The sequence below is a fragment of the Actinomadura sp. WMMA1423 genome, assembly GCF_006547145.1.
Taxonomy (GTDB): Bacteria; Actinomycetota; Actinomycetes; order Streptosporangiales; family Streptosporangiaceae; genus Spirillospora.
Genome location: NZ_CP041244.1, coordinates 4,124,349 through 4,147,706 on the forward strand (window position 1 = coordinate 4,124,349; position 23,358 = coordinate 4,147,706).

Here is a 23,358-nt window from a genome sequence, read left to right on the forward strand (position 1 = left end):
GGGTGCCGGGCCCGGCCCCGTGCGCAAAGAGCCGGGCCCGGCGGGGGTCAGCGCACGCCGCCGATGTCGGCGTTGGTGGTGCAGGCGTTCGAGCCGGTGTTGCCCGAGCCGCAGTTGTCGTCGGTGCTGGTGGCGTGGCCGCTGGCGATGTCCCCGGAGTCGACCAGGCGGAGGTCCAGCGTGTACTCGTCGTCGCCCATCAGGAGGGTTCCCTTCTCATCCAGAGTTGACGGTGGGGAAGGTAAGGACGATGCGGCTGTGCCGCTTGTCCAGGACGGTCCCGTCCGGCAATTCGCCGGTGGGAGTGCGAGCGGGCAGGATCTGCAGGGCCGGAGACGGACTGCCGGCGTCCAGCCACGCGCGCATGTGCTCGACCATCCGCCCGGCCGCCGCGGCGGCCTCGGGCCCGTGGGCGTATGCGCCGAGATCAAACTTCCTATCGGTCCAGCGCAACGCCGACCGGTAGGAGAACGTGCCCTCATCGAGGGTGGCGGGGGCTCCGAACCGCCACGACGGCGCGACGATTCCAGACTCGACGGCCGCCTCCTGCGCCGTCAGAATCACGAACTCGCCTGCCTCGCGTGTGAGGCGGGCGGCCAGCCAGAGGTCCAGGTCGGCCAGCACGGTGCGGGGCGGCAGGCTCACGCCAGCCCACGCTTCCCGGCGAGGCTGGGTGAGGATGCCAGCGACCATGTCGGAGAGGACGTCGGGGGCGGTCTGCTGCCCCTCATCGAGCCTCAGGTGGACGCCGTCGGCGATGTCGACGTAGCGCATTTGGTGAGCACCGTCGCCTTGCACTGAAACGAACCCGCACTGGCGGTGGCTGTGGCTGACCAGGTGGTCTTCTGATCGCCGCAGCGCCCACGATCGGGTCATCCCGAACGTGCGTAGGGGGACGACGAGCACACCGTCACTAGTGAGCTGCTCCCGCCAAGCGGGCGGGATGTCCCACGCCCCTGCGGTGACGATGACCAGGTCGAAGCGGCGGCTCGGCTCGACCGGGTGCTCGGCGTCCGCGCACACGACGGTGACGTCGTTGTAGCCCGCCTTCTTCAGGCATGCGGTCGCCCGATCGGTGACCTCGGGATCGATGTCAATGGTCGTGACCGACCCCGCCGGGCCGACGATCTCGGCCAGCAGCGAGGCGTTGTAGCCGCCACTGCCGATTTCCAGGACATCGCGGCCCTCCAAGCCCCCGAGCGCGTCGGAGGCCTGACCGAGCATCTCCGCGATCAGGTATGGCGCCGACACCGAACTGGTGGCCTCGTCGCCGCGCCGGTTGGTGATAACCGCGGTGTTCTCGTATGCCTTCTCCAGCGGGACGCCCGGGGTGAACACCTCGCGGGGAACCGTCCGCATCGCCCGTTCCACCTCGGTGGGCATCGTCAGGCCCTTGGCCTCGTGGTCGGCGATGATCGTGTCGACCAGGGCGTTGCGGAGCTCCTCTGCCCGGTCCGCGCGGCTCGCGGTGTCCACACTCACAACGCGCCTCCGGGGGTGGGTGCGACCCGGTCTAGGGACGGGGCACTCTGCGATGTCATCGCGGAAAAGCCTCCTTGAAATGTCTGGTTCGTCGGAGTCGGTCGGCCGGGATGGGCCGAGCCGGACGGGGCCAATTCAGGTCTGGCGAGCTTGCATGATCGCCGTAAGTGATATCAAGACTGCTCTCAGTGAATTCCTGTCCTGCCCCTGGTGGTGCAGGATCAAGTTCATGGGGGCCGTCCTGGCTTCGATCGATGGTCGTCGTGCGGTCACCATTAGTGAACCGGTGGCAGGCGCCACACCTCCAGGGGAAGACTGGAGGTGGGCAGGGGAGGAAATCCTCCCTACGTCGTCGGAAGGTGCATCGCAGTGACCCCCGGCAGCAAGGAGATCGGGCGGCGCCTGCGCGCGGCCCGGGAGGCGCCGCCGCACTGGTCGCGTTCGGAGATGGCGCGCCGGTTACGGGCCGCCGCCGACCCTGACGAGCGGGTCCGCCTGCCGCACGTGGCGAGCCTGGTCGACCAGATCAAACAGTGGGAGGCAGGCAAGTGGGCGCCGTCCGCCCGGTACCGCGAGCTGTACGTTCGCGCGACCGACCGCACCTGGGAGGAGCTGTTCGGCGCGGAGACCGACGCTCAGACTTCCCCGAATTTTGGTGACGCCCATCCCTTGTCCCTGCTGGTGTCGCCCCCATCCGCGGAGGCCGAGTCTTCCCGCCCGCTGGCGGTTGAGGGGGTCGAAGCGCTGCTCAGCAGGCTTTACCGGCTCGACGACGAGTTCGGCGGAAACGAACTGTGCCATGTCATCGAAGGGCACGTCACTGCGGCCTTCCGGCTGTTCAACGATACGGCCCTCAAGCTCCGAACTCAGCGGCGGCTTCTGACGGCAGTAGCAGGGTTAACCCAGATGGCAGGGTGGCTGTCGATCGACGCCACCCGACATGGAGACGCCTCCCGCTACCTGTCCGCGACGGTGTACGCCGCGCACGAGACCGACGACCTGGGCTTGGCCTCACACGCCATGGGATACATGAGCCTGCACGCCTTCTACCGCGACAGGCCCCAACGGGCGCGCGCCTTGGCCGAAGCCGCCCTCAGCCTCGCCCGCGCCGAAGCGACCCCTCGCACCCGCGCTGCGCTGCACAACCGAGCGGCACGCGCGCACGCCCGGCTAGGAGACGTCAACACAGCCCGCGAGCAGCTCGACCTCGCCGCCACAGAGCACGCCCGTGACGACCCCCACGACGAGCCTCAATGGACGGCCTACGTCAGCGAAGTCGAGATCGTGGCTCAGCGCGGCGCGTGCCTGCTGGACCTGGCACTTCAGGAGTTGCTCTCACCTGCTGAGGCTGTCGCTGCGCTTACGAACGCGCTTCACCTCGCCGAGACCACCACGCCGGACCACGCCCGCGACATCGCGCACTACAAGACGCGACTTGCCACTGCTCATCTGCTCCAGGACGAACCGGAGCAGGCGGCCCGTGTGGCGGGCGAAGCGTACGACCTCGCATCGCGGATCGGGTCGGCGCGCATAGACGAACGGTTCGACGAGCTGGTCTCACGGATGCAGCCCTACGACGTCCCAGAGGTACAGGCGTTGGTGGACCGCGTCACGACCGGCTGACGTCGAGCACCGCCCGGATAACGGCGTCGGTGTCGGCGAGGGATTCAAGGACGAGTTCCGCGCCGGCCGCCCGCAGATCGTTTGCGCTGCTCGCCCCGGAGGCGACCGCCACCACGCGGGCGCCCCCTTGGTGGCCGGCGAGCACATCGTTCGGAGTGTCGCCGACCAAGACCGTGGTGGAGGCGTCGAACGTCTCGCCGTACCGGCGCTCCGCGCGCGCCTGGGCGAGCTTCACCAGAGGCGGCCGCTCGGCGTCATCCAGGCCATACGCGCCGATCTCGAAATCAACGAACTCATCCAGCCCGAACACGGCCAGCTTGCACACGGCGATCGGACGCATGTTGCCGGTCAGCACGGACTGAATCACGTCGCTCCGGCTGTCGAGCGCCTCAACTGCGGCACGTGCCCCCGGCAGAATCTGGCCGCGCGTCCTGATGTCGTTCTGCCGCGCCGAGAACGCTTCAGCCAGCGTCTCGGCGAAGGTCTTCATGATCTCGTCGGTGGGGTCGATACCGTGGAGCCGCAGGGTTTCGGCAGTGATCGCGAGGTCTGTGCGCCCGGTCATGTCTGCGAGCTTCTTCAGAGGGCACCCGGTGACCCGGCGGAAGACCTCGCCATAGATCTCGTTGCTGAGTTCACCGATGCTGATCAGCGTGTGGTCTATGTCCCAGAGCACCAAGGTTCGCACAAACGAATCGTATGTCCACCTCGCGCCCCCACAACCCGACCCCTGAGACGGGATCGGCTCGTGTGCGCCGGGCACCGTTCGGGCTCCTTCGCGAGATCCCGCCCCAGTCGATGACGCCGGCTTCTCACCACTCCCCGGTGCCGCAGCTTTGCCCTGCAAATTCCAGACATGCCGTACCGGCGAAATCAGCCCGGTGGGCATGACGTCCCCTAGCAAGGGCCGGGGAAGTGCGCCGTGGCCTTTGCCGGTTCCGCCCGCCGGTCATGGCGCGAAGTATTTCCACCCACGTCAGTGGCCATCATCTGGCGTCTCCTGCGCTTCCCCAAGGCGCCGATGCGAGATCTGTCAGCGGTCATGCCAGCGCCCCCCGGCGGGCCGCGGGGAGGAATTCCTCCCCTGAGCCTCGCCCGTCCTCCCCTTTTCTCCTGGTGTCCGCACTCATTTGACTTGAACTGCAAGGTTCTCCGCCGAACGAGAAGAGTGCGCGACCGTGTCCCCTTCATTCGCCCTCACTTGGGGTGCGCCGTCACCGTGGGCATCTGAAACCGACCGCGCCCAGACGGTTCGTGCGTCACTCGAACCCGTTCACGGAATCGCGCCACGTTCGTCCCAGCCCGTTTCTCCGGCGGTCTCGGATCACGGTGGCGGGAGAGCGTCCCACGCCAGATCCCCATCGCCGTACGCACAGGCTCGCCCGCGGCCAGGTCGCCGGGGTCTTGACGGGCTGGAGTTGGTGGATCCCGGGGAGCGCGGCCACGGCGCGGTCGCTCCATACATGTGGTGTCTCGAACTCGCCCTTGTTGCGCCAGCGGTCGATGTCGAGGCTCCTGCCGGGTTGGAAGGAAGGTCAGGTGACCGGTGACGTGGACTTCGGTGTCGGGCCTGGCAAGGACCAGGTGCGCGAACCGTCCGAGGATGCGCGCAGGCACGCCGACGAACTGACCTGTCGCCTGGCCTCCCGAGGGCTGCGTGCGTCGGCGGCGGGGCTGGTGGGGAAGCCTGCGGGTGCGATGGCGGTTTCCGCGCAGCGGGTGGACCGCCACCCTTACGTGGGCCGGCTGGTGGTGCTTCTGCCGGGGCCCGGCGATACGAGCGAGTTGTACTGGCATTGGCAGCGGCCTTTCCGGGGGCGCCGGTGGATCGGAGCGCGCTGGTTTCAGGCGTTCGCTCCGGCCACCGAGCCAGAGAAGGCTGCCGATGCCGTTGCCAGGGCGATCGATATCGACGTGCGCGATCGTGCCCGTTCGGCGCACGTCGGCGTCGAGTCGGGCAGAGGTGACTACGAGTTGGAGGAGCAGTTCCTCACCCGTCTGGGGCGGCCCCTGCATCTGCTGGTCTGCCGAACCTTGGCGCTGCTGGACTCGGTGGAGCGGGAGGTGGAGGACATTGTCCTGCTGCACGAGCTGTTCAAGATCGATCACCTGACGACGCGGACGCTGAGGGGGCTGGAGCGGCAGGCGGTTCTGGGTGGTGCAACGGCGCGGCAGGTGAATGAGCCGCTGACGCTGGCCAAGGTGATGCGCCAGGCGGTCGCGCAGATCGAGCACTACCGGAGGGTGCGGGTCCAGGTGCCGCCCCCGGATGTGGATGGGGACCTGCCCGGATATGCCGGGCCGGAGATCACGCTGCTGCTGGCTGAGCTGGTGGAGAACGCCACCAAGTTCTCCCCGCCCAATGCCCAGGTCCAGATGACGGCGGTTCCGGCGCCGTCGGGGGTGAGCATCGAGATCACCGACCGTGGACTGCCGATATCGGCCGACGCCTATGCGGCGCTGAACCGGCTGCTGGCCGACCCGGACACCGTCAGTGTCCGGGACCAGATCATCGCGGGGCCGATCGGGCTGCTGGTGGTGTCCAGGCTGGCGCAGCGCCACGGGATCCAGGTGAGTCTGCACCCGGTCGTACCGGAAGGCACGCGGGCCGTGGTCGCCCTCCCGGCCGTCCTGCTCAAGGGACCTCGGCCCACCACACCGCAGTCGGGCACTCCGGCCAGGGCCGCCGGCCTTGCCGCGCAACCGCTCCGCCCCGTTGCCTTACCGCCTCTGGCATCGACAGCGCCGTCACAGCTTGCCCTGCCGAGGAGCGCGGTTACGTCGCCGACCGAGCCCCCCGGGCCGACCGGCATCGCTGCTCCGCCCGGAGCCGACAGCACTGGCGGGATGCCCAAGCTTCCCCAGCGTCGTCGGGGGCCGGGCCGCCCGCAGAGGTCGGTAGCCGACGTTGCGGCTGGCGCCGAGGGCGGCCAGCAGGCCGCGACGGGGTCGAGGGCCGGTCAAGGCCAGGGGCCGCAGCGCGAGGACGGCCCTAACCGGGGGCCGGTCCCGAGCCTGTTGGCCGACTTCGCCGGTGCGGGCCGCCCTCGCAACCCCACGAAGTATCCGGCCGACCCATGGCCCCGCAGACTCTGCTTCCCCAAGCTCCGGGACCACCGTTCCTCCGGCCGACCCGCCTGCCGGTGATCCGACGGATTAGCCCCGCGACCACCACCCATCCGGCTGATCGGCAGCTCCCAGCCGCATCCGCCGACCTCGACCAGGAGATGCTCAAATGACGATCCCTACGACTTCTGCCGCGTTGAGTTCCACCGCTCTCGCCGGGTCCGGCGTGGCCAGTGCACCGGCCAGCGCATCGCGCGAAGGTATGGGATGGCTGCTGGAGGACTTCCGCGCCCAGGTACCCGGTATCAAGGGCGCGTTCCTGGTGCCGCGGGACGGGCTGGTGCTCGCGGCCGTGGGTCTGACCACGGATGAAGCCGACCATGCCGCAGCGGTGGCCGCTGCGCTGTACTCCGCCGGTGGAGCCGCCGGAAAGATCACTTCCCCGCCCGTCGGCGAGGTCCAGCAGATCATCGTCCAGCACGACGCCCAATACCTGATCTTGATGAACACCCCCGACCAACACCCCGACGCCCCGGCGCACGTCACCGAGGCCGGGACGGGTCGGCCTGCGGTGGTCGGGTGCGTGCTGGGCGTGCTGGCCGGGCCCGACGCGCAGACCGGACTGGTCGCGGACGGGATGGCCATGTTGATCGCGAGCGTCGCCCGGCACCTGGTCACCGCGACCCGCACTCCCCGCGCAGACACCCCGGCACCTCAAGTCTCCAGTACCGAATCCGAGGCCAGCGCGGGACTGCGAGATGCAGGTTCAAACGATGAGCACTGACGCCCACAGCGCCGCCCAACCCGAAGGCCAGCCGTCTGCGGCGGCTTGCGTGCCCTGGGTCGATCAGGACGTGCAGCAGGTCCGGCCCTACGTGGTGGTCCCCGATGGCCGCGCCTGCCCCCGGTACCAGATGCGGCTGGACACAGTACTGACCGCGACCCACACCACCGCAGGCGCGGCTCCGGGCACTACCCAGGCAGGGGCCTTGCCACCTGAGGCCGCACACGCCCTGAGGCTGTGCCGGGCGGGCGGCTGCTCGGTCGCCGAGATCGCCGCCACCATCGGCCAGCCCATCCTGGTCGCCAAGACGCTCCTGTCGGACCTGATCGACACAGGCGCGCTGGTCATCGCACCACCCGCCGCGCCGCCCGACCCCGACACTGGACGCCCGAGTGCCCACCTGCTGCAGGCGCTGCTGGAAGGGCTGGAAGCTCATGACTTCGCCGTCGCCTGAACTGGATCAAGCGGCCCGTCGGCTGGCGCTGAAGATTCTCATCGCCGGCGGATTCGGTGCCGGGAAGACGACCATGGTCGGCGCGATCAGCGAGATCCCGCCGCTGACCACCGAGGAGCGCCTGACCGCCGCCGGTGCGCACGTCGACTCGCTGGCCGGCGTGGACGGCAAGACCACCACCACAGTGACGCTGGACTTCGGCCGCCGCACGCTCACCAAGCCGCTGCCGATGACGCTGTTCTTGTTCGGCACCCCCGGCCAGAACCGGTTCGACTTCATGTGGGACGAACTGGCCCACAACGCGGTCGGCGGCGTGGTGCTGGCCGACACCCGCCGCTTGGCCGACGCCTTCCCCGCACTGGACTTCTTCGAGCAGCGCGATGTCCCGTTCGTCGTGGCGGTCAACCAGTTCGACAACGCCGCCCACCGCTACCCGGCGGAGGCGGTCCGCCAGGCCCTGGGCTTGCCCGCCGATGTGCCGGTGGCGGACTGCGACGCCCGCGATGCCCGCTCGGTGATCAACGTGCTGATCATCCTGGTCCGCCATGCCCTGTCCGCCCGGACCTGACCTCACACCCCGTTGCTTTGGGAGTCCACCCGTGCCTTACGACACCCCCGCCGATACCGGCGCCGAGACAGAGCTTCAGCAGCGGATCCAGTTGCTGACCGACCTGGGCCTGGGCCAGGCGACCGAGCGGTTCGATGCCTTCGCCGCCGATCTGGCCACCGCGTTCGCCGCCCAGCTCGGCGTAGGCGCCGAGGTCCCCTACGCCATGGTCAACCTGGTCACCAGCGAGCAGCAGTTCATCGGCCTGCACTGCCCGGACGGCAAGCCCCGGGTCGGGCGGACCATGCGGCGCGACCACGGCTACTGCCCCGAGGTCGTCCAACGCCGCAACGCCCTGGTCCTGCCCGACGTGTACGCCCACCCACGCTTCGCCGCCAACGCGGTCGTCGACTTGATCGGGATCCGTACCTACGCCGGTGCCCCGCTCATCCACCAGGCCACCGGCCAACTCCTGGGGACCGTCTGCATCGTCGGCACCACCGGGCTGCCGCTGTCCACTGGAGAACCCTCTCGCGTACTCATCAAGGACCACGCGCAACAGCTGATGAAGCTCATCGACGGCGACGCCAGCCGCAGCACTGGACGCAGCGCCGACTACCAGGGCTGCTGACCAGGCGGCCGACAAGGCGGCTGAGTAGGCCGCGGCGATGACGTCTGCCGGATCCGACCGTCCGGCAGTGGCCCCACGAATGTGAAAGGGGATGGTGTCTGTGTTCGAGACCGACGACCACCAGGACCTGCGCAAGGCCGTCCGTGCCTTCGCGCTCGCCGAGGTCGCACCGCGCGTGGCCCGGATGGAGTCCAGCCAATCCGTCGACGTCGAGACCTCCGCTCTGATCGCCCGGCAGGGTTGGCTCGGAGTGACCATCCCCCGCGAGTACGGCGGCATGGGCGCCGGCCACCTCGCCAAAACGATCCTCATCGAGGAGCTGGCGCGGGTGTCGGGGGCGATGGGCGCCATGGTCCAGGCGTCCCAGCTCGGAGCCGCCAAGGTCATCCACTACGGGACCGAGGGGCAAAAACGCCTGTGGCTGTCGCGGATCGCGGCAGGTGACTGCATGCCGACGATCGCGGTGACCGAGGAAGGGTCGGGCGGCAACGTGCTGGACATGCAGGCCACCGCCCATCGCGACGGCGCCTACTGGGTGCTGAACGGCCGCAAGCAGTACGTCGGCAACTCCCACCTCGGCGGCCCGCACGGCGTGGTCGTCCGCACCGGACCCGCCTCAGCCGGGTCCCGGTCGCTGTCGGCGTTCCTGGTCGAAGACAACCAGGTCGGACTCCACGTGCTCCCGCATCAGCAATCGCTGGGGCTGCACGGATTCTCCTTCGGTGGACTGGTCCTGAACGACGTGCGGGTCCCCGCCGACAACATGATCGGCGGCGAAGGCGACGGGCTGGACGTCGCCTACAGCTCCAGCGTCCTGTACGGACGCCCGAACTTGACGGCTGTCGCGCTCGGCATCCACCAGGCCCTGCTGGAGCAGACCGTCGCGTTCGTCAAGGAACGCCACCGCCGGAACGAGCCACTGGCCAAACTGCCCACCATCCAGCAGCGGATCGGGCAGATCAACGAGCGGGTGATGACCGCCCGCACCCTCGCCTATCAGGCCGCGCACATGCTTGACCGCGGGCAGCCCTGCGACAACGAGCTGATCAGCGCCAAGTACCGCGGCGTGGAATCGCTGATGGAATCAGTCCTGGCCGCGATGAAGATCCACGCGGCGGCCGGGCTGCGCCGCGACCGTCCCATAGAACGCATGGTTCGCGACGCCTTCCACATCGACGCGCCCGCAGGGACCGGCGACATCCAGCTGCGACGCCTGGCCGAATCGGCCCTGGGCGACGGCAAGGGCCAGTGGTCACGCCGGCTGGCCCACGTCACCGCGCTGCCACCCGCACACACGCAAACCAGGCCAGAGCACGCGGCATAGCCCAGTCCGCCATGACCGTCCTCCCCGCCCGGCGCGGGGCGGGGAGGACCCCAGCCCCTCCGCCAGAGAATCAATCCGACCCATAGGGAACGCGAAGAAGTGGCCGATACGACCTCTCCCACCCCAGCAGCACAGACATCGGCGCGACAGCGCAACTTCGCTGAGGCGATGCACGCCAAGTACGTCGTCAAGGACGGTCACGCTGCCAGCAGACGAAGGATCCTGATCGTCCCCGCACTGCTCCTGGCCAGCGGCACCGGCCTGGGTATCGCAACCCGGGCCCTGCTGTCCCCCGCTTGGGCCACGGGCGTGACCGGCACCCTGGCCGTCCTGGTCGGCGCCTGGGCGGTCCTGGGTGTCTGGGTGGGTTTCCGCGCCGACCCCCTTCAAGGCGTGGACTGGGCCACTGCCGACGCCTACGAGCAGCAACTCACCACCGGCCTGTATCCGGACGCGCGCGCGGCCCTGGCTCGAGCCCAAGAGCGGATCCGCCAACGGTTCCCCGCAGCCGATCGCGTCCACGTGTACTCCCCCGACCGGCTGCCCGACCATCACTGCACCCTGGACACCACCGGCTGTGACTGCGCTCGTATGCGCCTCAACGCCGGCGTGCTGCCCAACCGGCGGCATCCAATCATCGTGGTCGGCGACCGGGTCCTGGACAAGCCCGCCGTTCTGGCCTACGTCCTGACGCACGAGACCAACCACGTCCGCCGCCCCTGGCTGCAGCTGAACCACCTGCTGGCGGTGGTCGGCCTGGCGGGCTGGCTGGGCATGGGCCTGCTCCTTCCCCTGTCCGCTCTGATGGCCGTTGCCCCAGCCGTATGGGCGGCGACGATGCTCCTGCGCTGGACTAACGAACTCGCCGCCGACGCCGCCGCCCGCACCACCGGCCCCGACGCCGCCCGCGCCTTCTGGACGATGCGCCGCGCCGCGCAGCCCACCCGCACGGGCCTGTCTCGGCTCACCGGTGCCATAGCCGCGTTCCTGGCACCGACGCATCCGCCGATGGCACTGCGAGCGGCCCTAGCCGACCGCATCGCCCACCGCCCTGTCCCCTGAGCCCCGCCGATGAAGGAGCGCCGGTGGTCACACATCACTCGGCCGACATCACCACCGCGCTCCCCCGAAGAACCGGTGTCCCCGATTCGACCCAGAATTGAGCAACCCGCAATGTCGCAGTCCCCACTGCTACGTGACACGGCCGCCATAACCGTGCTGTTCGGTCCCCACGCGGCGACGGCTCTGAACAACCTCGCAGAGATGGCCGGAGCCGACACCGATTGGCCTGGACTCCCGCTCCACGTCAACGTCTCTGCCCTCAGCCTCACCGCCGCCGGGATCTGGCTGCTGATCCGCGCCCGCCACGCCACGCATCGCGGTGCGATGGGGCGCGCGGCAGGACTCGCCATCGCCGGCGCCGTGCTGATGCCGCTCCTGGGCCAAGCCGCCGACACCGCCGCGACACTGCTACTGGCCGGGGCGGGCGCGTGGCTATGCGCACAGATCGCTGCGGACACCAACACGCCGCTCTGGCAAAGCCGACTGGCCTCGAAGGTCACGCGGCGCTGGGATAAGGACGCGGTCGCAGCCTGCGCCGTGGTCCTGGCCGGGCACACCATCGCGATGCTCTCCGACACCTGGATCGCACGGTTGGGCCCGGCCGTGACCAGCCAGGCCGAGCAGGCCGACGCCACCGGCCTGCACAACCCGGTTCTGTTCGCAGCCCAAGCCCTGACCGCCGGGCTGCGGGAAGAGATCCCCCTGCTCGCGCTGCCCGCCGTGCTGATGGCCGCCGCACGCCGACCAGCCTGGCAGATCCTCCTGGCGGTGTGCGTCCTGCGCGTGGTGCCGCACGCCTACCTCGGCGCCGCCGCCCTGTCATCTGTCGCATTCGCCGCCGCGGCCTGGTGGATGTACCGGGTCACCCACCGGGTCGGCCCGATCATCATCGGGCACACGCTTTTCAACGCCCTCGCCCTCACCGGGCCGGTCGGAGCCGCAGTGCTGCTGGCTGCCCCAGTGGTGGCCACCGTACTCGCCAGCGCCCCCAACGCCGCGCCCCGGTGGCTTCGAAGCAAGCCCAACGCCCAACGCCCAACGGAACCGAAAGAACTCGTGCGATGACCCCGCCGGATCCTCTCAACATCGACCCGTTCGCCGCCCCTGATCCCCACAAGCGGATCGATCACCTGTTCCACCTGCGCCGCGCGACCCATCGCTGCATCATCAGGTACGGCGAAGCACTATGGGCCAGCGAGCACGCCCTCGCCGGAAGGCTTAACGCCCCACCGGCCATCGCCGCCCTCCCCGCCGACCGGCAGCCCAGAGCACTGGCGGCCGACGAGGCCGCACGATTCGCCAAGGCGAACGTGTACGGGCTCGACGAGGCGGTCACCGCCGCCGCTGTGACCCTCGGCAGCCAAATGGTCAGCTACACCTCGCGCAACGCCGCAAAGGACACCTATCGAGGCCTGACCCCGATCGCGGAACCACCCACCCAAGCTGGCCTCCTTCGGTGGGCAGACGGCATCGGCTACGACGGGCTCGGCGTGCCGCTCATCGCCTGCCACTGGGGATCCATTCCGGACGGGATATGGATGGCGTGGTGGGCTGACAACCGGGTCGCCGTCGGCGACGACATCCTCCAGCGTCGCCGACCGCGCTACCAGGCCCTGAGCGTCCTGCGGGAATTTGGGCCCCTGGCCCCCACCCGCTTCGCCACCACCATCGCCCCCAGACTGTCCACCGATTCATCCGGAGAGGAACCCGCCGATGATCTGCCGCCCTCGCAGGACGTCCCCCCGCTCCTCGCGCTGACCGCGACAGTCCTGGCCTCGTGGGCGTTGCTGACCACCCACGGCGCGACCCGCCTCATCAAACACCAGCCCACCCTGCGCCAAGCCACCCCCGACCGCCGAGCAGGGCTACCACCCACGTCCGCCACCCTGGCCACCGAGCCAGTCGACGAACAGGTCGTTGAGCAGTGGGCCAGCATGGGACGGCCGTGACCCGCGAACCGGCCCCTCAAGCAGAACCAGCCCACCACGGCACTGCCGGAATCAGCATGATCGAGGTACTGGACGCCCTGGCGGACCTGGCGGAACTTGTCCTGCGGAGGGTACGTCAATCCACCGACGCCCTCACTCTGGCACAGACCATCAAGGCGCTGGAGCCGCTCACAGCTACGGTCGAGGTGCTACACCACCTCTCGGTGGTCATGACCAGGCAGGCGACACGACTCCGTGACCAGGAAGCGGCCAAACAGCCGGACGGACACGCCCTATCGGCGATGGACACGGCACTGGTGCACCTCACCTGCGGTCAGGAGACGGTGATGACGGCGCATCACCTGCTGGCGTCAGGACGCCACGAACTGCACGCGGCCCTTAGAAAGAGGAGCAGCAGCCGGTCCCCGGATCAACGTCCACCGTGGCCGCCTTAAGACGCCATCTCATTTTATTGGCGCCGGAATTCTGCGGCAGTGGAGATCGGACCACGCCCACGAGGTTCCGGCGCCCCTTACGCCAGTACTTCCCCTGCATTCCGGCTTCGCGCATCAGCCGCTCGACCCGTTTGCGGCTCACCCGCTCGCCCCGTCCCAACGTCAGCTCGGCGTGCACCCGCGGCGAGCCGTAGCTCTGGCTTGACTCCTCATGGATTTCTTTGATCATTTTCACCAGCTCGGTGTTGTGTTGCTCCCGAATCGAGGCGGGTCTGCCGATCCAGTCGCTGTAACCGGACCGGGAAACTCCTAACACTCGACAGGCCACCGCGACGGGGATGTCGTTCTCGGCAAGTTCACGGACCAGCGAGTACCTCATTTTTGGGAGCACGTTCTCGCGAGCGACGTAGGCGGCAAACCCGCTTGAGGATCTCGTTCTCCAACTCCAGTTGTCGGGCTCTTCGGCGCAGCTCGACCAGCTCTTTGTGCTCGCCGGCGCTCAGGCCGTCCAGGTGGCCTTCTTCGATGTCGGCCCCGCGGATCCAGTTGCGCAGGCACGACTGGCTGATACCCAGACTCTTGGCCAGCGCGGTGACCGACTTGTCGTCGGTCCGGGCCAACTCGACGGCGCGACGCCTGAGCTCGGGCGGGTGAGGTGGTGGCACGAGACACTTCCTTCCCAAGTTAATCAAGGTCAACTCAGATGAGGTGTTGCGGAACCGGGGGAAGCTCAAGAACGCCGCTTCGTGGCCGCTGATGGCCTAGATCATCCAATGCCTCCGTCTAGAAACCATCGCCGAGCTGACTCCGTTGAAACGTATGCCGAGATACTATATTCTTCCGCATTGCTTGTAGCAGTAGTCTTCTACGACAGAAACGGCAAACAGAGGGGCATGGCGTTTCAGCTGCGGAAAGTGCGACCTGTCGAATATCTTGGCCTCTCTTCAATGCCGCCGGTCGCACCCAGACCGGCTGACGTTCTTGTGGCGAGGAGCAGTCCCGGTGCCCTACTTCATCGAAATCCCGCTGCGCGACGGCGACAGCATCCTCGTCGAGATGAGCGAGAACGAGAGCGGCCTGGCACCCGTGGGGCGCCGGACGAACGACGTCATCGAGCGTCTGCCAGAGAGCTTCACGGCCTCGCTGGCGCGAGTGCGGTCCTTCACGGCAGAGGTGCTTGACCAGGTCGGCCGCTATCCCCGCCAACCCGACAGAGTAGCCATCGAGTTCGGCCTAAAGTTCTCGGCGAAAGCGGGGCTGGTGATCGCCGAGGCCGGCGGTGAGGCGAGCCTGAAGTTCGTCGCGGAATGGGCCCGCGGAACCCTCGAGGCCGATCCCCTCGCGGGCGACGATGATGACGCGGACGATGGCGACGCACGCAGCGACACGGACGGAAACGGTGATGTCGCTGAGCAGTAACGGACCGTCGGTCCGGACGAAGGACCACGAGCGCTCTGCCTTGCCCCGATCGCCGGATACCCCGCTGGCCCGAGCGCTGGCCCGAGTACTCGACCAGCAGGGCCGGCACGTGGGATTCGCATTGCTCATGGCGCCGGGCAGGGCCGTCACCTGCGCACACGTCGTGGCCGAGTCAATGGGTGAAGACATGACGCTGCGAAGTCCGCCGCAGCGCCGCCGAGTCCGGCTGGACTTTCCCTTCGTCGCTCCTGGACGCGTGCTCACCGCGGCCGTGGTCGCCTGGCGACCGATGAACAAGGACGGAAGCGGCGACGTCGCCGGGCTTGAACTGGACGACGAAGTTCCCGCCGGCGTGCGTCCGCACGCCATCGCTCGCCCCGGGCGGATCCACGGTCACCGGATGCTGGCCTACGGGTACCAGGACCCGGACTCCGAAAGCGTGCCGACATGGGTGCCCGGACGGGTCATCGCCGAGGCGCGTCCGGGCTGGTTGCAGCTCGGCCTCCATGAGGAGACCGGTGGCCTCCGCATCCGCCAGGGGTTCAGCGGGTCACCGGTGTGGGATGAGCAGAACGGTCAGGTCATCGGGTTAGTGACCCAGGCCTACTTGCGCGAGGAGATGTGGCTGGCCTATGCGACGACGGCCGAGGTCGTCCTGGACGCATGGCCGGAGCTGCGGCGCTCGGCTCTGGCCTCCTGCCCGTTCCGGATGCTCGTCCCATTCGAGGCTTCCGACCGCGAGTTGTTCTTCGGTCGCGACGAGGCCGTGGCACGAACCGTCGCGTGTGTCCTGAACTCCGAGCACACCTTGGTGGCGGGGGCGTCGGGAGCCGGAAAGACGTCGTTGGTCCGCGCCGGTGTCGCCCCCGAACTACGCGAGCGCGGCCACCAGGTTCTCTCAATCCGGCTTACCCGCGAGACCCTGTGGGGCTCCATCGCAGCCACGCTCGCTGAACGACGGCATCCAGGCGCTGGGGCCGAGCGGCTGCACAGCGAAGCCTTGCTCACCCGCGAGCTGACCGCGGCCGGGACGCAGAAGGCCGCCCGCAAGCTCGCCGATCTCCTTGGCGGCGACCGTGTCGTGCTGATCGTGGATCAGTTCGAGGACGTTCTGCACACCAGGGTCCAACACGGCGACCTGGTGGCCGAGCTGGGACGGCTGCCGTCTGCCCGGTGGAAAGGCGGCCCGATCATTCGGGTGGTCATCGTCATGCGCGATGACAGAATCGGTGAGTTGCTCGCATTGGCTCCCTACAACGCTTCGCCGCCGAACCAGGTCCTGCTCGGCCCGATGGACCGGCGACAGCTGCGCACCGTCATCGAGGAACCGGTTCGGCGCAGCGGCTTCGCTCACTTCGAGGAAGGTCTCGCCGACCTCATCATCGACGAAATCCATGTCCAGCCATATTCGCTGCCCGCTCTTCAGGTGGTCCTCACCGAGCTGTGGTCGCGCCAAGGCCCCGACGGCACGCTGCGGCACACCGACTACCAGGAGCTCGGGCACGGCGGCGGCCCGCTCGCGGCACACCTGGAGCGGGTGTGGCGGTCACTGGCCGAGGACACCAGGGCCGCCGCGCAAGACCTGTTCCTCCATTTGGTCGTGCCGCTGGAGAACGGAGGGTTCGCACGCCGAGTCGTTACTCGTGGTGAGATCGAGGCACAGACGTGGGCAGCCGTCGACGCTCTAGCCGGACACCGTTTGCTGGTCCTGCGCGGCACCGCCTCCGGAGACGCCACCGCCGAGCTGGTTCACGACGCTCTGATCGAACAGTGGCCGACGCTCGCCCGTTACCTTGCCGACAACCGCGAATTGCTCGTTTGGCGCGAGGACCTGCGCCGCACGATGACCACCTGGCGCCGCGACGGCAAGCGGCCGGGCCTGCTTCTGCACGGCCCAGCGCTCAGACACGGCCTGGCCCGCATGCGCGATTACTCCACGCACATGAGCCCGCCCGAGCGAGAGTTCCTGCGCGCCGGACGGGCCCGACGCACCAAGCGCCGAGTCTGGTTCGGCACCGCCCTGGCCACGGTGGCGTCGGTGATCGCGGTCACCGTCCTGTACGGGCTGTCGCAAGGTGACGCCGCTTCCCAGACGCAGCGCGACGACCTTTCGCGGAGACTCGCACAGCAAAGCCGGACGCAGCTGCAATCCGACCCGACGTTAGCCGCCTTGCTGGCCGCCGCAGCATGGAAGACCTCCGAGACCCCGGAGGCGCGTTACAGCATGCTCGCCGTGCAGCACACCCCCAATCGTGCGACGCTGACCGGGACCGCCGGGTCGTCACTGGCCGGGGCCTTCAGCCCGGACGGGAAAATCCTCGCCACCGGCGGTGGCAACAACGACGAGTCCGTCCGGTTGTGGGACATGCACGCACACAGGTTCCTCCGCCAGCTCCACACCGGCCAGGACAGCGTCTTCGGCGTGGCCTTCAGCCCCGACGGAAGGCGCGTTGCCGCCGGTTCCAAGGTGCACTCGGTCGTCCTGATCAACGTGGACGGCACCGGCAGGAAGGTGCTCAACACTCCGCCGGGAACCATCGAGAACGTGGCGTTCAGCCCGGACGGGAGACTGGTGGCCGGGGCGGGCGGCGGCGTCTATCTATGGGACACCGCCACCGGCGAACAGGTGATCCCGCCGATCGATACACCGGACGGCTCCGACCAGGTCGCCTTCACTGGAGACGGACGACAGTTGATCACCGGTGGGCAGGACGGCCACGTGCGGTTCTGGACCCTCACCGGCCGCCCGGCCGGGACGATCAAGGTCGCGGACACGCCCGCGACACCCCCGCCCACCTCCGACACCGTCATTCGACCGCCGGACCAAGCGGTCCTCGGCATGGACCTCAGCCCGGACGGACGCATGCTGGTCACTTCTGATGGCAAGCACCGCGTCCGGTTGTGGGACGTCGCCACCCGCCGCGCCTTGCCGGGCTCCTTCCGCGGCGGTCTGCCCGCCTTCAGCCTGGATGGCTCCATCATCGGCTTTACCGACGCCGACGACGCCAAGGTCGTCAAGCTGTGGGATGTAGCGGCCAGGCAACCCATCGGCGCCGCGCTGACCGGCCACGTCGGGAGCGTGACCGACATCGCCTTCGGCCGCGACGGCCGAACGGTGGCCACCACCAGTGCCGACACCACGGTTCGGCTCTGGGATATCTCGGCCTACCGGCCCTCGATGCCCGCCCTGCGCGTCGCCGATCCCATTCCCGCGTCCGCTGCGCCCGGAGCGCCGGACGAATCCTCCGAGGCGGGAACCGGGGAGGTGCGTTTCTCCCCGGACGGCCGGACGCTTGCCACGGGACACCGACACGTCCATCTGTGGAATCTGGCAAGCCGGACGCAGCGCGGGCAGCCGCTGGGCGTCTCCGAGGGCTCCGACGGGGAGTCCGAGCTCGGTGATATGGCCTTCAGCCCCGACAGCCGATATCTGGCGACGATCAACGCCAGGCCGGGCGAGCCATCGCTGCTGTGGGATCTGCGCGCGGATCCGCCGGTCGCGCGGCCGATCATCATGGACGGCGAAGATCCCAATGATTCCGTGCTGACGGCCGTCGCGTTCCAACCCGGTGGGCGGATGGTGACGACGGGTAACAGGGGCCCCGTGCGGATCTGGGACACCGCCTCCCTGAAGCAACTCGCCGTGATCTCCGACGATGTCACCAACATCAACGACATCGCGCTCAGCCCCGACGGCCGGCTGATGGCCAGCGCCGACGACGGCAACCTCACCCTGCGGCTGTGGGATCTTCAAAAGCGCAAGCTCGTCGCGAGGATCAATACCGGGCACGCGGACTCGATCTACACCGTCGCGTTCTCGTCGCGCGGATCCGTCGTCGCCACCGGCGCCTATGACCCGACGCCACGCCTGTTCGACGCCCGCACGCACCTGCCTCTCGGCACCCCGCTCGAGGGCCACACCCAGGGCGTGAGCCAGCTGGTGTTCAGCCCCGACGGCAGGACCCTGGTCACCGCGAGCATGGACGAGACGATGCGGCTGTGGGACGTCGACACCCGGCAGCCGATCGGCCCGCCGATCAGCGCACACCGCGGCGGCATCAGCGACCTGGCCTTCCGCCCTGACGGCAGGATCCTTGCCACGGGCGGCCCCGACGGGCTCGTCCGCTTCTGGGACCAGACGCCCACCGGCGACCTAGCCGCGCAGATGTGCCGCATCGCAGGACGTCCGCTCACCGAATCCGAATGGCGGCGCTACACCACGAGTCAGGAGATGCCCTCTGTCTGTCGATGACCTCTTCGAGCACCCGGCGCCAGCGCGGGCCGACGCCGGTTCGGTCGGCGTGCAGGAACTCGCCGCGGCGCTCGTCAGTGTCCTGGACGAGGACGGCGAGCACTGCGGGTTCGGTCTGCTCGCCGCGCCAGGCAAGGTCGTCACCTGCGCCCATGTGGTCGCGCAGGCCGTGGGGGAGTCAAGCGACCTGGTAGACGCGCCGAGTAGCACGGTCCGGCTGGCGTTCCCCTTCGTCCGGCCGCATGCGCAAGTCATGGCTCGGGTCGCCGTCTGGGTGCCGATGGACGATGACGAGAACACCGGCGACATCGCCGGCCTGGAGATCGTCGGTGAGCCGCCCGCATGGGCACGGCACTCAGGAATGGCGCGCGGCGGCGCCTACGATGACCACGAAGTGCTCGCCTACGGGTACCAAGAGGCCGATACCGCCCAAGCGCCCACCTGGGTGCCCGGCCAAATCGCTGGTGAGGTCGCCGGGGGACGGCTCCAGATCGGCGCACGCCCTTCCACCGGCGGGCTGCGGATCCGCCGCGGGTTCAGTGGCGGGCCGGTCTGGGACCGGCGTACCGGCCAGGTGATTGGCCTTGTCGCGGTCGCCTGGTTGGGCAGCAACATGTGGCTCGCCTACGCGGTGTCAGGTGATCACGTCTACCAAGCGTGGCCGGAGCTGCGTGAATTCTTCGATCGCGCGTGCCCCTTCCGTGCCTTGGCGCCGTTCGGAGCCGCCGACAGTGCCGTCTTCTTCGGGCGCGAGAGAGCGACACGTACAGCTCTCGAGGTCATCACCGGCAACGAGGTCACGATCGTCCAAGGGCCATCGGGCGTGGGCAAGACCTCGCTTCTGGAAGCGGGGGTCGTCCCACTACTCGAGGAAACCGGACATGCCGTTGTCTCTCTGCGCGCCACCCCGGATGGAGGTCTGTGGGCTGCGATAGCAGCGGCGGTGAACGTGCCGAAGGAAACTTTGGACGGTGACCGCAGCCCGCCTAGCGGGGCGCGCGAGCGCATGCATCGCCTGTCGGACTCGCTGGACGGCCGGCCTGTGGTACTCGTCTGGGACCAGTTCGAGCAGCTGATGCGCGAAGACCCTGCCCAGGCCGACCGCGTGCTGGCCGAGCTAGTCGACCTGACCATGCTCCGGCGTGCGGACGGCCGGCCGGCCGCCCGCGCAGTCCTGGTCGTCCGCGAGGACCTGCTCACCGACCTGCTGAACGCGCCTGCTTTCCGAGCGCGGCGACCTGCCGAGGTGCGAGTACGGCCGTTGAACCTCGGCGAACTCCGCGAGGCGATCGAGGGTCCGTTACGCGCAACCGGGTACGCCCGGTACGAGCACGGTCTGGTCGACCGCATCCTCGACGACCTCCGCGGCCGCCCCTACTCACTGCCGATCCTGCAGATAGTCCTGGATGGGCTGTGGACGGCCAAGGCCTCCGACGGCACCCTCCGGCTCAGCGACTACCTGCGGCTCAGCCGTGACCAACAACCGCTGACCGCGCATCTCGACAAGGTCTGGCACGCGACCGCACCCGACGTCCGGGCACGAGCCTTCGAACTCATGCTCCACCTGGTCGTCCCGATCGATCCTGAGGCTCGAGGAGCGGGTGCGTTCGTGCGGCGACGGGCGTACCTGTCGGAGCTCACCGAACCGCAGCGCCTGGCCGCCGAGGCACTGTCCCGCAGCCGCTTGGTCGTGCTGCGCGGGCACGGCACCGCCGCGACGGCTGAGCTCGCGCACGACGCCGTCATCGACCACTGGCCTACACTCGCCGCCCACCTGAATGCGCACCATGACTTCCTCGTCCGCCGCGACGCTCTGCGTCGCAGGCGTACAGCGTGGCTGTACGGGGACAAGAACCCGGCCTACCTGCCCTCCGGCGCCGAACTCGACCAGCTGAGCTTGCATGCTGATGGGGCACTGCTTAGCGCCGACGAGCGTGAATTCATCGCGGCCGCGCGCCGCCGCTGGCGAGCCCGGCGACGCGGACAAGGCATCGTGGCCACCATCACCGTCACGGTTCTGGCCATGCTGACGGCCGTCATCGTGGTCGTGTGGGATGAGCGCAGCAGCACACAGGCCGATAGCGACTCGGTCAGCCTGGCTAACACCGCTCGGCAACTCATGGCGACCCGTCCGGACGTCGCGAAGCAACTCGCCGTACTGGCCTACGAGCGCTCACATACGCCGCAGGCGATCGACGCCGTCCTTCAAGGCTTGGCAGCACCGGGCGTCATTGAGGCACCCGACGAAGTGACCGCACTGACGTACAGCCCCGACGGCACGACCCTGCTGGTGGGTACGTCCTCGGTCGTGCGCCTGTGGAACATTCGGCAACGCCGGTTCGTCTCCTCCTTTCAAGCCGGGAACACCGCCGTGACGTCGATGGCCGTGCGCAGCGATGGACGGGTGGCGGCCGTCGCTACCTCAGGCGGAGGTATCGGCCTGTGGGACTTGAAGCGTCCCGGCGGACCTGCCCGAATGGTCTCGCTTCCCCCTTCCCCCGCCGCCGCGACCCGTATGCTGTTCAGCCCCGACGGGAACCGCCTGTACACGGCGCTGGATCCCGACGAGGGGAAAGCGGATCCCGGCGTCTCACAGGTACGCGAGTGGGACGTGTCCCGACCCGAGGCACCGCGGCTATCGGTGAGCATGGTGCCTCGCACCGGAACCGTCCCGGCGCTGTCACAGGATCGGGCCGGGCAGACGTTGGTGATCGGCGGTACCCGCACGCTCATCCTCGATGTCCGTGAGGCGCAGAACCCACAGCGGCTGAGCACCATCGCAACCCGCAACGGATACCTCAGCGCAGGCGGCGCTACAGTCATCGGACGCGACGGCGTGTGGGATGTCCGCGATCCGCGTAAGCCGCACCGGATCGGAGCCGCCGACAGCGCCACAACGACCGTCCCGGCTTCCCCAGCAGTCACCATCGCCCCTGCGGCCTGCCCATGGGACTCTCCCGAGTCGCCCGCGTCGACCGCTACCCTTCCGCCCCCGTCGGCCGTGACCTCGGACGGACGGCTGCTCGCCTCAGCGCATGAGTTCCGCATCGAGATTCGCGCCCGCACGGATGTGAACTGCGCGGGCGCACGCTGGGGTCGGATGGGCGACGGATTCGAGGCCGGAGCGGTGCTTCGCCCCGACGACCGGGCGCTCGCGTTCGCCGACGCGCTCGGCCGCGTCACCCTGGTCGACCTGAGTGGCAGCCGTCCCCGTGTGCTGTCGCGCAGCCAGGGCCCGGGAATCGTAGGCCAGAATTTCGTGCAGGCCATCGCAGTGAGCAACGATGGCTCCCTGCTGGCCAACGTCGGCGCCGATAACGTCATCAAACTCTGGCGATGGACCGATGGCGGAATCACCGAGTTGGCGCGCCTGCCCGGCAGGGCGGGCAGGACTGACGCGCTGGCTTTCGGAGACGACGGCCGGACACTGGCGGCGACCGGGGTGGGGCTCACCACGCTGTGGAACCTCACCGACCCCTCCGACCCCCACGAACTGGCCGTAGACGACCAGGGCAACCAGATCGCCGAGAGCGTCGCGCTCGACGCGCGGGATCATCTGCTCGCCGACGGGAGCGGTGCGCAGGTGCGTGTGTTCGACATCGACGAACCTTCGCGCCCTCACCTGGTCAAGACCCTGGACGCGCACCCGGGGAACGTCGCCGCGCTCCGCTTCGATCCGGGACGGGGCCGACTCATCAGTGCGGGCGGTGACCACACAGTGAAGATCTGGGACGTCTCGAAACCGGATGCGTCGCATCTGCTGACCACCTTGACCGGGCATGCCGCTCCGGTGACCGCACTCGCGCTCAGCGCGGACGGCACCCGGCTCGTGAGCGGCGACGACGGGGGCGTCGTGCTGCTCTGGCAGATCGACGCCAACGGCAAGGCGTCTCAAATCGGGCGCCTCACTGCTGCAGGAGCGCCCTCGGTCTCCTCAGTCGCCGCCAGCCGCGACGGCCACGCAGTCGTCGCGACCTACACCAACGGATCGGTGCTGATTTGGAATACCGACCCCGATGCAGCAGTCAGGACCATCTGCGCCAGCGTGGCATCGCCCACCAAGACAGCAGACTGGCATCTGCTCGCCCCAACTGTCTCGCATCCACGGCCATGCGGATGAGGGCGTCTGCAGCGGTCGCCTGCGCAGCCGCGTCCTGCATGGCGGCGCTAATCACGGGATGCTCCAACCACCCCGCATCCGGCGCATCGCCGTCCCGGGTCGCGGCGGTGCCGTCGAAGAACAGCGCCGCAGCACCTCCGCTCTGCAATGCCCCTGAATTCGGACGCCTCCTCCAGTTGCCATCTGGCGCTGCCCTCCGCATCAGCCTATG

General features: G+C 68.8%; 18 protein-coding genes. 13 read left to right on the plus strand and 5 right to left on the minus strand.

The genetic code is table 11. The features are described 5' to 3' along the window. Nucleotides 1–47: 47 nt before the first annotated feature. A complete protein-coding gene (locus tag FKD65_RS19055) occupies nt 48–200 on the minus strand; it encodes an FxLD family lanthipeptide (RefSeq protein ID WP_141578782.1) in 153 nt (50 codons plus the stop codon). A gap of 16 nt (nt 201–216) precedes the next feature. Next, nucleotides 217–1,482 carry a methyltransferase, FxLD system gene (gene fxlM, locus FKD65_RS19060; protein ID WP_205718709.1) on the minus strand — a complete coding sequence of 422 codons (1,266 nt, stop codon included), beginning with the start codon at nt 1,480–1,482 and terminating at the stop codon, nt 217–219. Between the two features lie 369 nt (nt 1,483–1,851). On the opposite strand from fxlM, the gene FKD65_RS19065 reads away from it, so the two are divergent. After that, nucleotides 1,852–3,105: a helix-turn-helix domain-containing protein gene (locus FKD65_RS19065; protein WP_141578783.1), complete on the plus strand. Its 1,254-nt coding sequence runs from the start codon at nt 1,852–1,854 to the stop codon at nt 3,103–3,105. Here the strand turns inward: FKD65_RS19065 and FKD65_RS19070 are convergent. Further along, a complete protein-coding gene (locus FKD65_RS19070; protein ID WP_168221098.1) occupies nt 3,092–3,793 on the minus strand; it encodes a haloacid dehalogenase-like hydrolase in 702 nt (233 codons plus the stop codon). The genes FKD65_RS19065 and FKD65_RS19070 overlap by 14 nt on opposite strands. 851 nt (nt 3,794–4,644) lie before the next feature. Between FKD65_RS19070 and FKD65_RS19075 the strand changes: the two genes are divergently transcribed. The 9 genes from FKD65_RS19075 to FKD65_RS19115 all read left to right on the plus strand — a co-directional run bounded on the left by FKD65_RS19075 (nt 4,645) and on the right by FKD65_RS19115 (nt 12,922). Further along, nucleotides 4,645–6,252 (plus strand): sensor histidine kinase KdpD, encoded by a 1,608-nt coding sequence (locus FKD65_RS19075; RefSeq protein ID WP_141578785.1) that lies wholly within the window; start codon nt 4,645–4,647, stop codon nt 6,250–6,252. An 88-nt stretch (nt 6,253–6,340) separates the two neighbouring features. Then, the gene (locus FKD65_RS19080; protein WP_141578786.1) at nt 6,341–6,955 is read left to right on the plus strand and encodes a roadblock/LC7 domain-containing protein; all 615 of its coding nucleotides are present in this window, start codon (nt 6,341–6,343) and stop codon (nt 6,953–6,955) included. Nucleotides 6,956–7,004: 49 nt separating this feature from the next. Beyond that, a complete protein-coding gene (locus FKD65_RS19085; protein ID WP_168221099.1) occupies nt 7,005–7,409 on the plus strand; it encodes a DUF742 domain-containing protein in 405 nt (134 codons plus the stop codon). Continuing rightward, complete coding sequence (locus FKD65_RS19090) at nt 7,390–7,977, plus strand: ATP/GTP-binding protein (RefSeq protein WP_141578788.1); 588 nt, start codon at nt 7,390–7,392, stop codon at nt 7,975–7,977. The genes FKD65_RS19085 and FKD65_RS19090 overlap by 20 nt, the downstream gene beginning before the upstream one ends. Before the next feature lie 31 nt (nt 7,978–8,008). Further along, on the plus strand, nt 8,009–8,587 hold the full coding sequence (locus tag FKD65_RS19095; RefSeq protein WP_205718710.1) for a GAF domain-containing protein: 579 nt from the start codon (nt 8,009–8,011) through the stop codon (nt 8,585–8,587). Nucleotides 8,588–8,678: 91 nt separating this feature from the next. After that, nucleotides 8,679–9,911 (plus strand): acyl-CoA dehydrogenase family protein, encoded by a 1,233-nt coding sequence (locus tag FKD65_RS19100; RefSeq protein ID WP_141578790.1) that lies wholly within the window; start codon nt 8,679–8,681, stop codon nt 9,909–9,911. A 168-nt stretch (nt 9,912–10,079) separates the two neighbouring features. After that, entirely contained in the window at nt 10,080–10,973 is an 894-nt protein-coding gene (locus FKD65_RS19105) for a hypothetical protein (RefSeq protein ID WP_141578791.1), read from the plus strand. A gap of 201 nt (nt 10,974–11,174) precedes the next feature. Further along, entirely contained in the window at nt 11,175–12,038 is an 864-nt protein-coding gene (locus FKD65_RS19110) for a hypothetical protein (RefSeq protein ID WP_141578792.1), read from the plus strand. After that, the gene (locus FKD65_RS19115; protein WP_141578793.1) at nt 12,035–12,922 is read left to right on the plus strand and encodes a hypothetical protein; all 888 of its coding nucleotides are present in this window, start codon (nt 12,035–12,037) and stop codon (nt 12,920–12,922) included. The genes FKD65_RS19110 and FKD65_RS19115 overlap by 4 nt, the downstream gene beginning before the upstream one ends. Nucleotides 12,923–13,300: 378 nt before the next feature. On the opposite strand, the gene FKD65_RS19120 is transcribed toward FKD65_RS19115, so the two are convergent. Together FKD65_RS19120 and FKD65_RS19125 are read right to left on the minus strand one after the other, a co-directional pair. Further along, nucleotides 13,301–13,735: an IS3 family transposase gene (locus tag FKD65_RS19120; protein WP_141578794.1), complete on the minus strand. Its 435-nt coding sequence runs from the start codon at nt 13,733–13,735 to the stop codon at nt 13,301–13,303. Beyond that, on the minus strand, nt 13,713–14,021 hold the full coding sequence (locus FKD65_RS19125) for a transposase (RefSeq protein WP_168221100.1): 309 nt from the start codon (nt 14,019–14,021) through the stop codon (nt 13,713–13,715). The genes FKD65_RS19120 and FKD65_RS19125 overlap by 23 nt, the downstream gene beginning before the upstream one ends. Nucleotides 14,022–14,358: 337 nt before the next feature. Between FKD65_RS19125 and FKD65_RS19130 the strand changes: the two genes are divergently transcribed. The 3 genes from FKD65_RS19130 to FKD65_RS19140 are packed head-to-tail and all read left to right on the plus strand — an operon-like array spanning nt 14,359 to nt 23,147. Further along, entirely contained in the window at nt 14,359–14,775 is a 417-nt protein-coding gene (locus FKD65_RS19130) for a CU044_2847 family protein (RefSeq protein ID WP_141578796.1), read from the plus strand. Further along, on the plus strand, nt 14,759–19,027 hold the full coding sequence (locus FKD65_RS19135; protein WP_168221101.1) for a trypsin-like peptidase domain-containing protein: 4,269 nt from the start codon (nt 14,759–14,761) through the stop codon (nt 19,025–19,027). The genes FKD65_RS19130 and FKD65_RS19135 overlap by 17 nt, the downstream gene beginning before the upstream one ends. Before the next feature lie 49 nt (nt 19,028–19,076). Continuing rightward, on the plus strand, nt 19,077–23,147 hold the full coding sequence (locus FKD65_RS19140) for a trypsin-like peptidase domain-containing protein (RefSeq protein WP_141578798.1): 4,071 nt from the start codon (nt 19,077–19,079) through the stop codon (nt 23,145–23,147). Nucleotides 23,148–23,358 lie beyond the last annotated feature (211 nt).

Coding starts and splice junctions, on each gene's coding strand:
- FKD65_RS19055 (WP_141578782.1), bottom strand. CDS start 200: ATGGGCGACGACGAGTACACGCTGGACCTCCGCCTGGTCGACTCCGGG.
- FKD65_RS19080 (WP_141578786.1), top strand. CDS start 6,341: ATGACGATCCCTACGACTTCTGCCGCGTTGAGTTCCACCGCTCTCGCC.
- FKD65_RS19090 (WP_141578788.1), top strand. CDS start 7,390: ATGACTTCGCCGTCGCCTGAACTGGATCAAGCGGCCCGTCGGCTGGCG.
- FKD65_RS19100 (WP_141578790.1), top strand. CDS start 8,679: ATGGTGTCTGTGTTCGAGACCGACGACCACCAGGACCTGCGCAAGGCC.
- FKD65_RS19105 (WP_141578791.1), top strand. CDS start 10,080: ATGCACGCCAAGTACGTCGTCAAGGACGGTCACGCTGCCAGCAGACGA.
- FKD65_RS19110 (WP_141578792.1), top strand. CDS start 11,175: ATGGCCGGAGCCGACACCGATTGGCCTGGACTCCCGCTCCACGTCAAC.
- FKD65_RS19115 (WP_141578793.1), top strand. CDS start 12,035: ATGACCCCGCCGGATCCTCTCAACATCGACCCGTTCGCCGCCCCTGAT.
- FKD65_RS19120 (WP_141578794.1), bottom strand. CDS start 13,735: ATGAGGTACTCGCTGGTCCGTGAACTTGCCGAGAACGACATCCCCGTC.
- FKD65_RS19135 (WP_168221101.1), top strand. CDS start 14,759: ATGTCGCTGAGCAGTAACGGACCGTCGGTCCGGACGAAGGACCACGAG.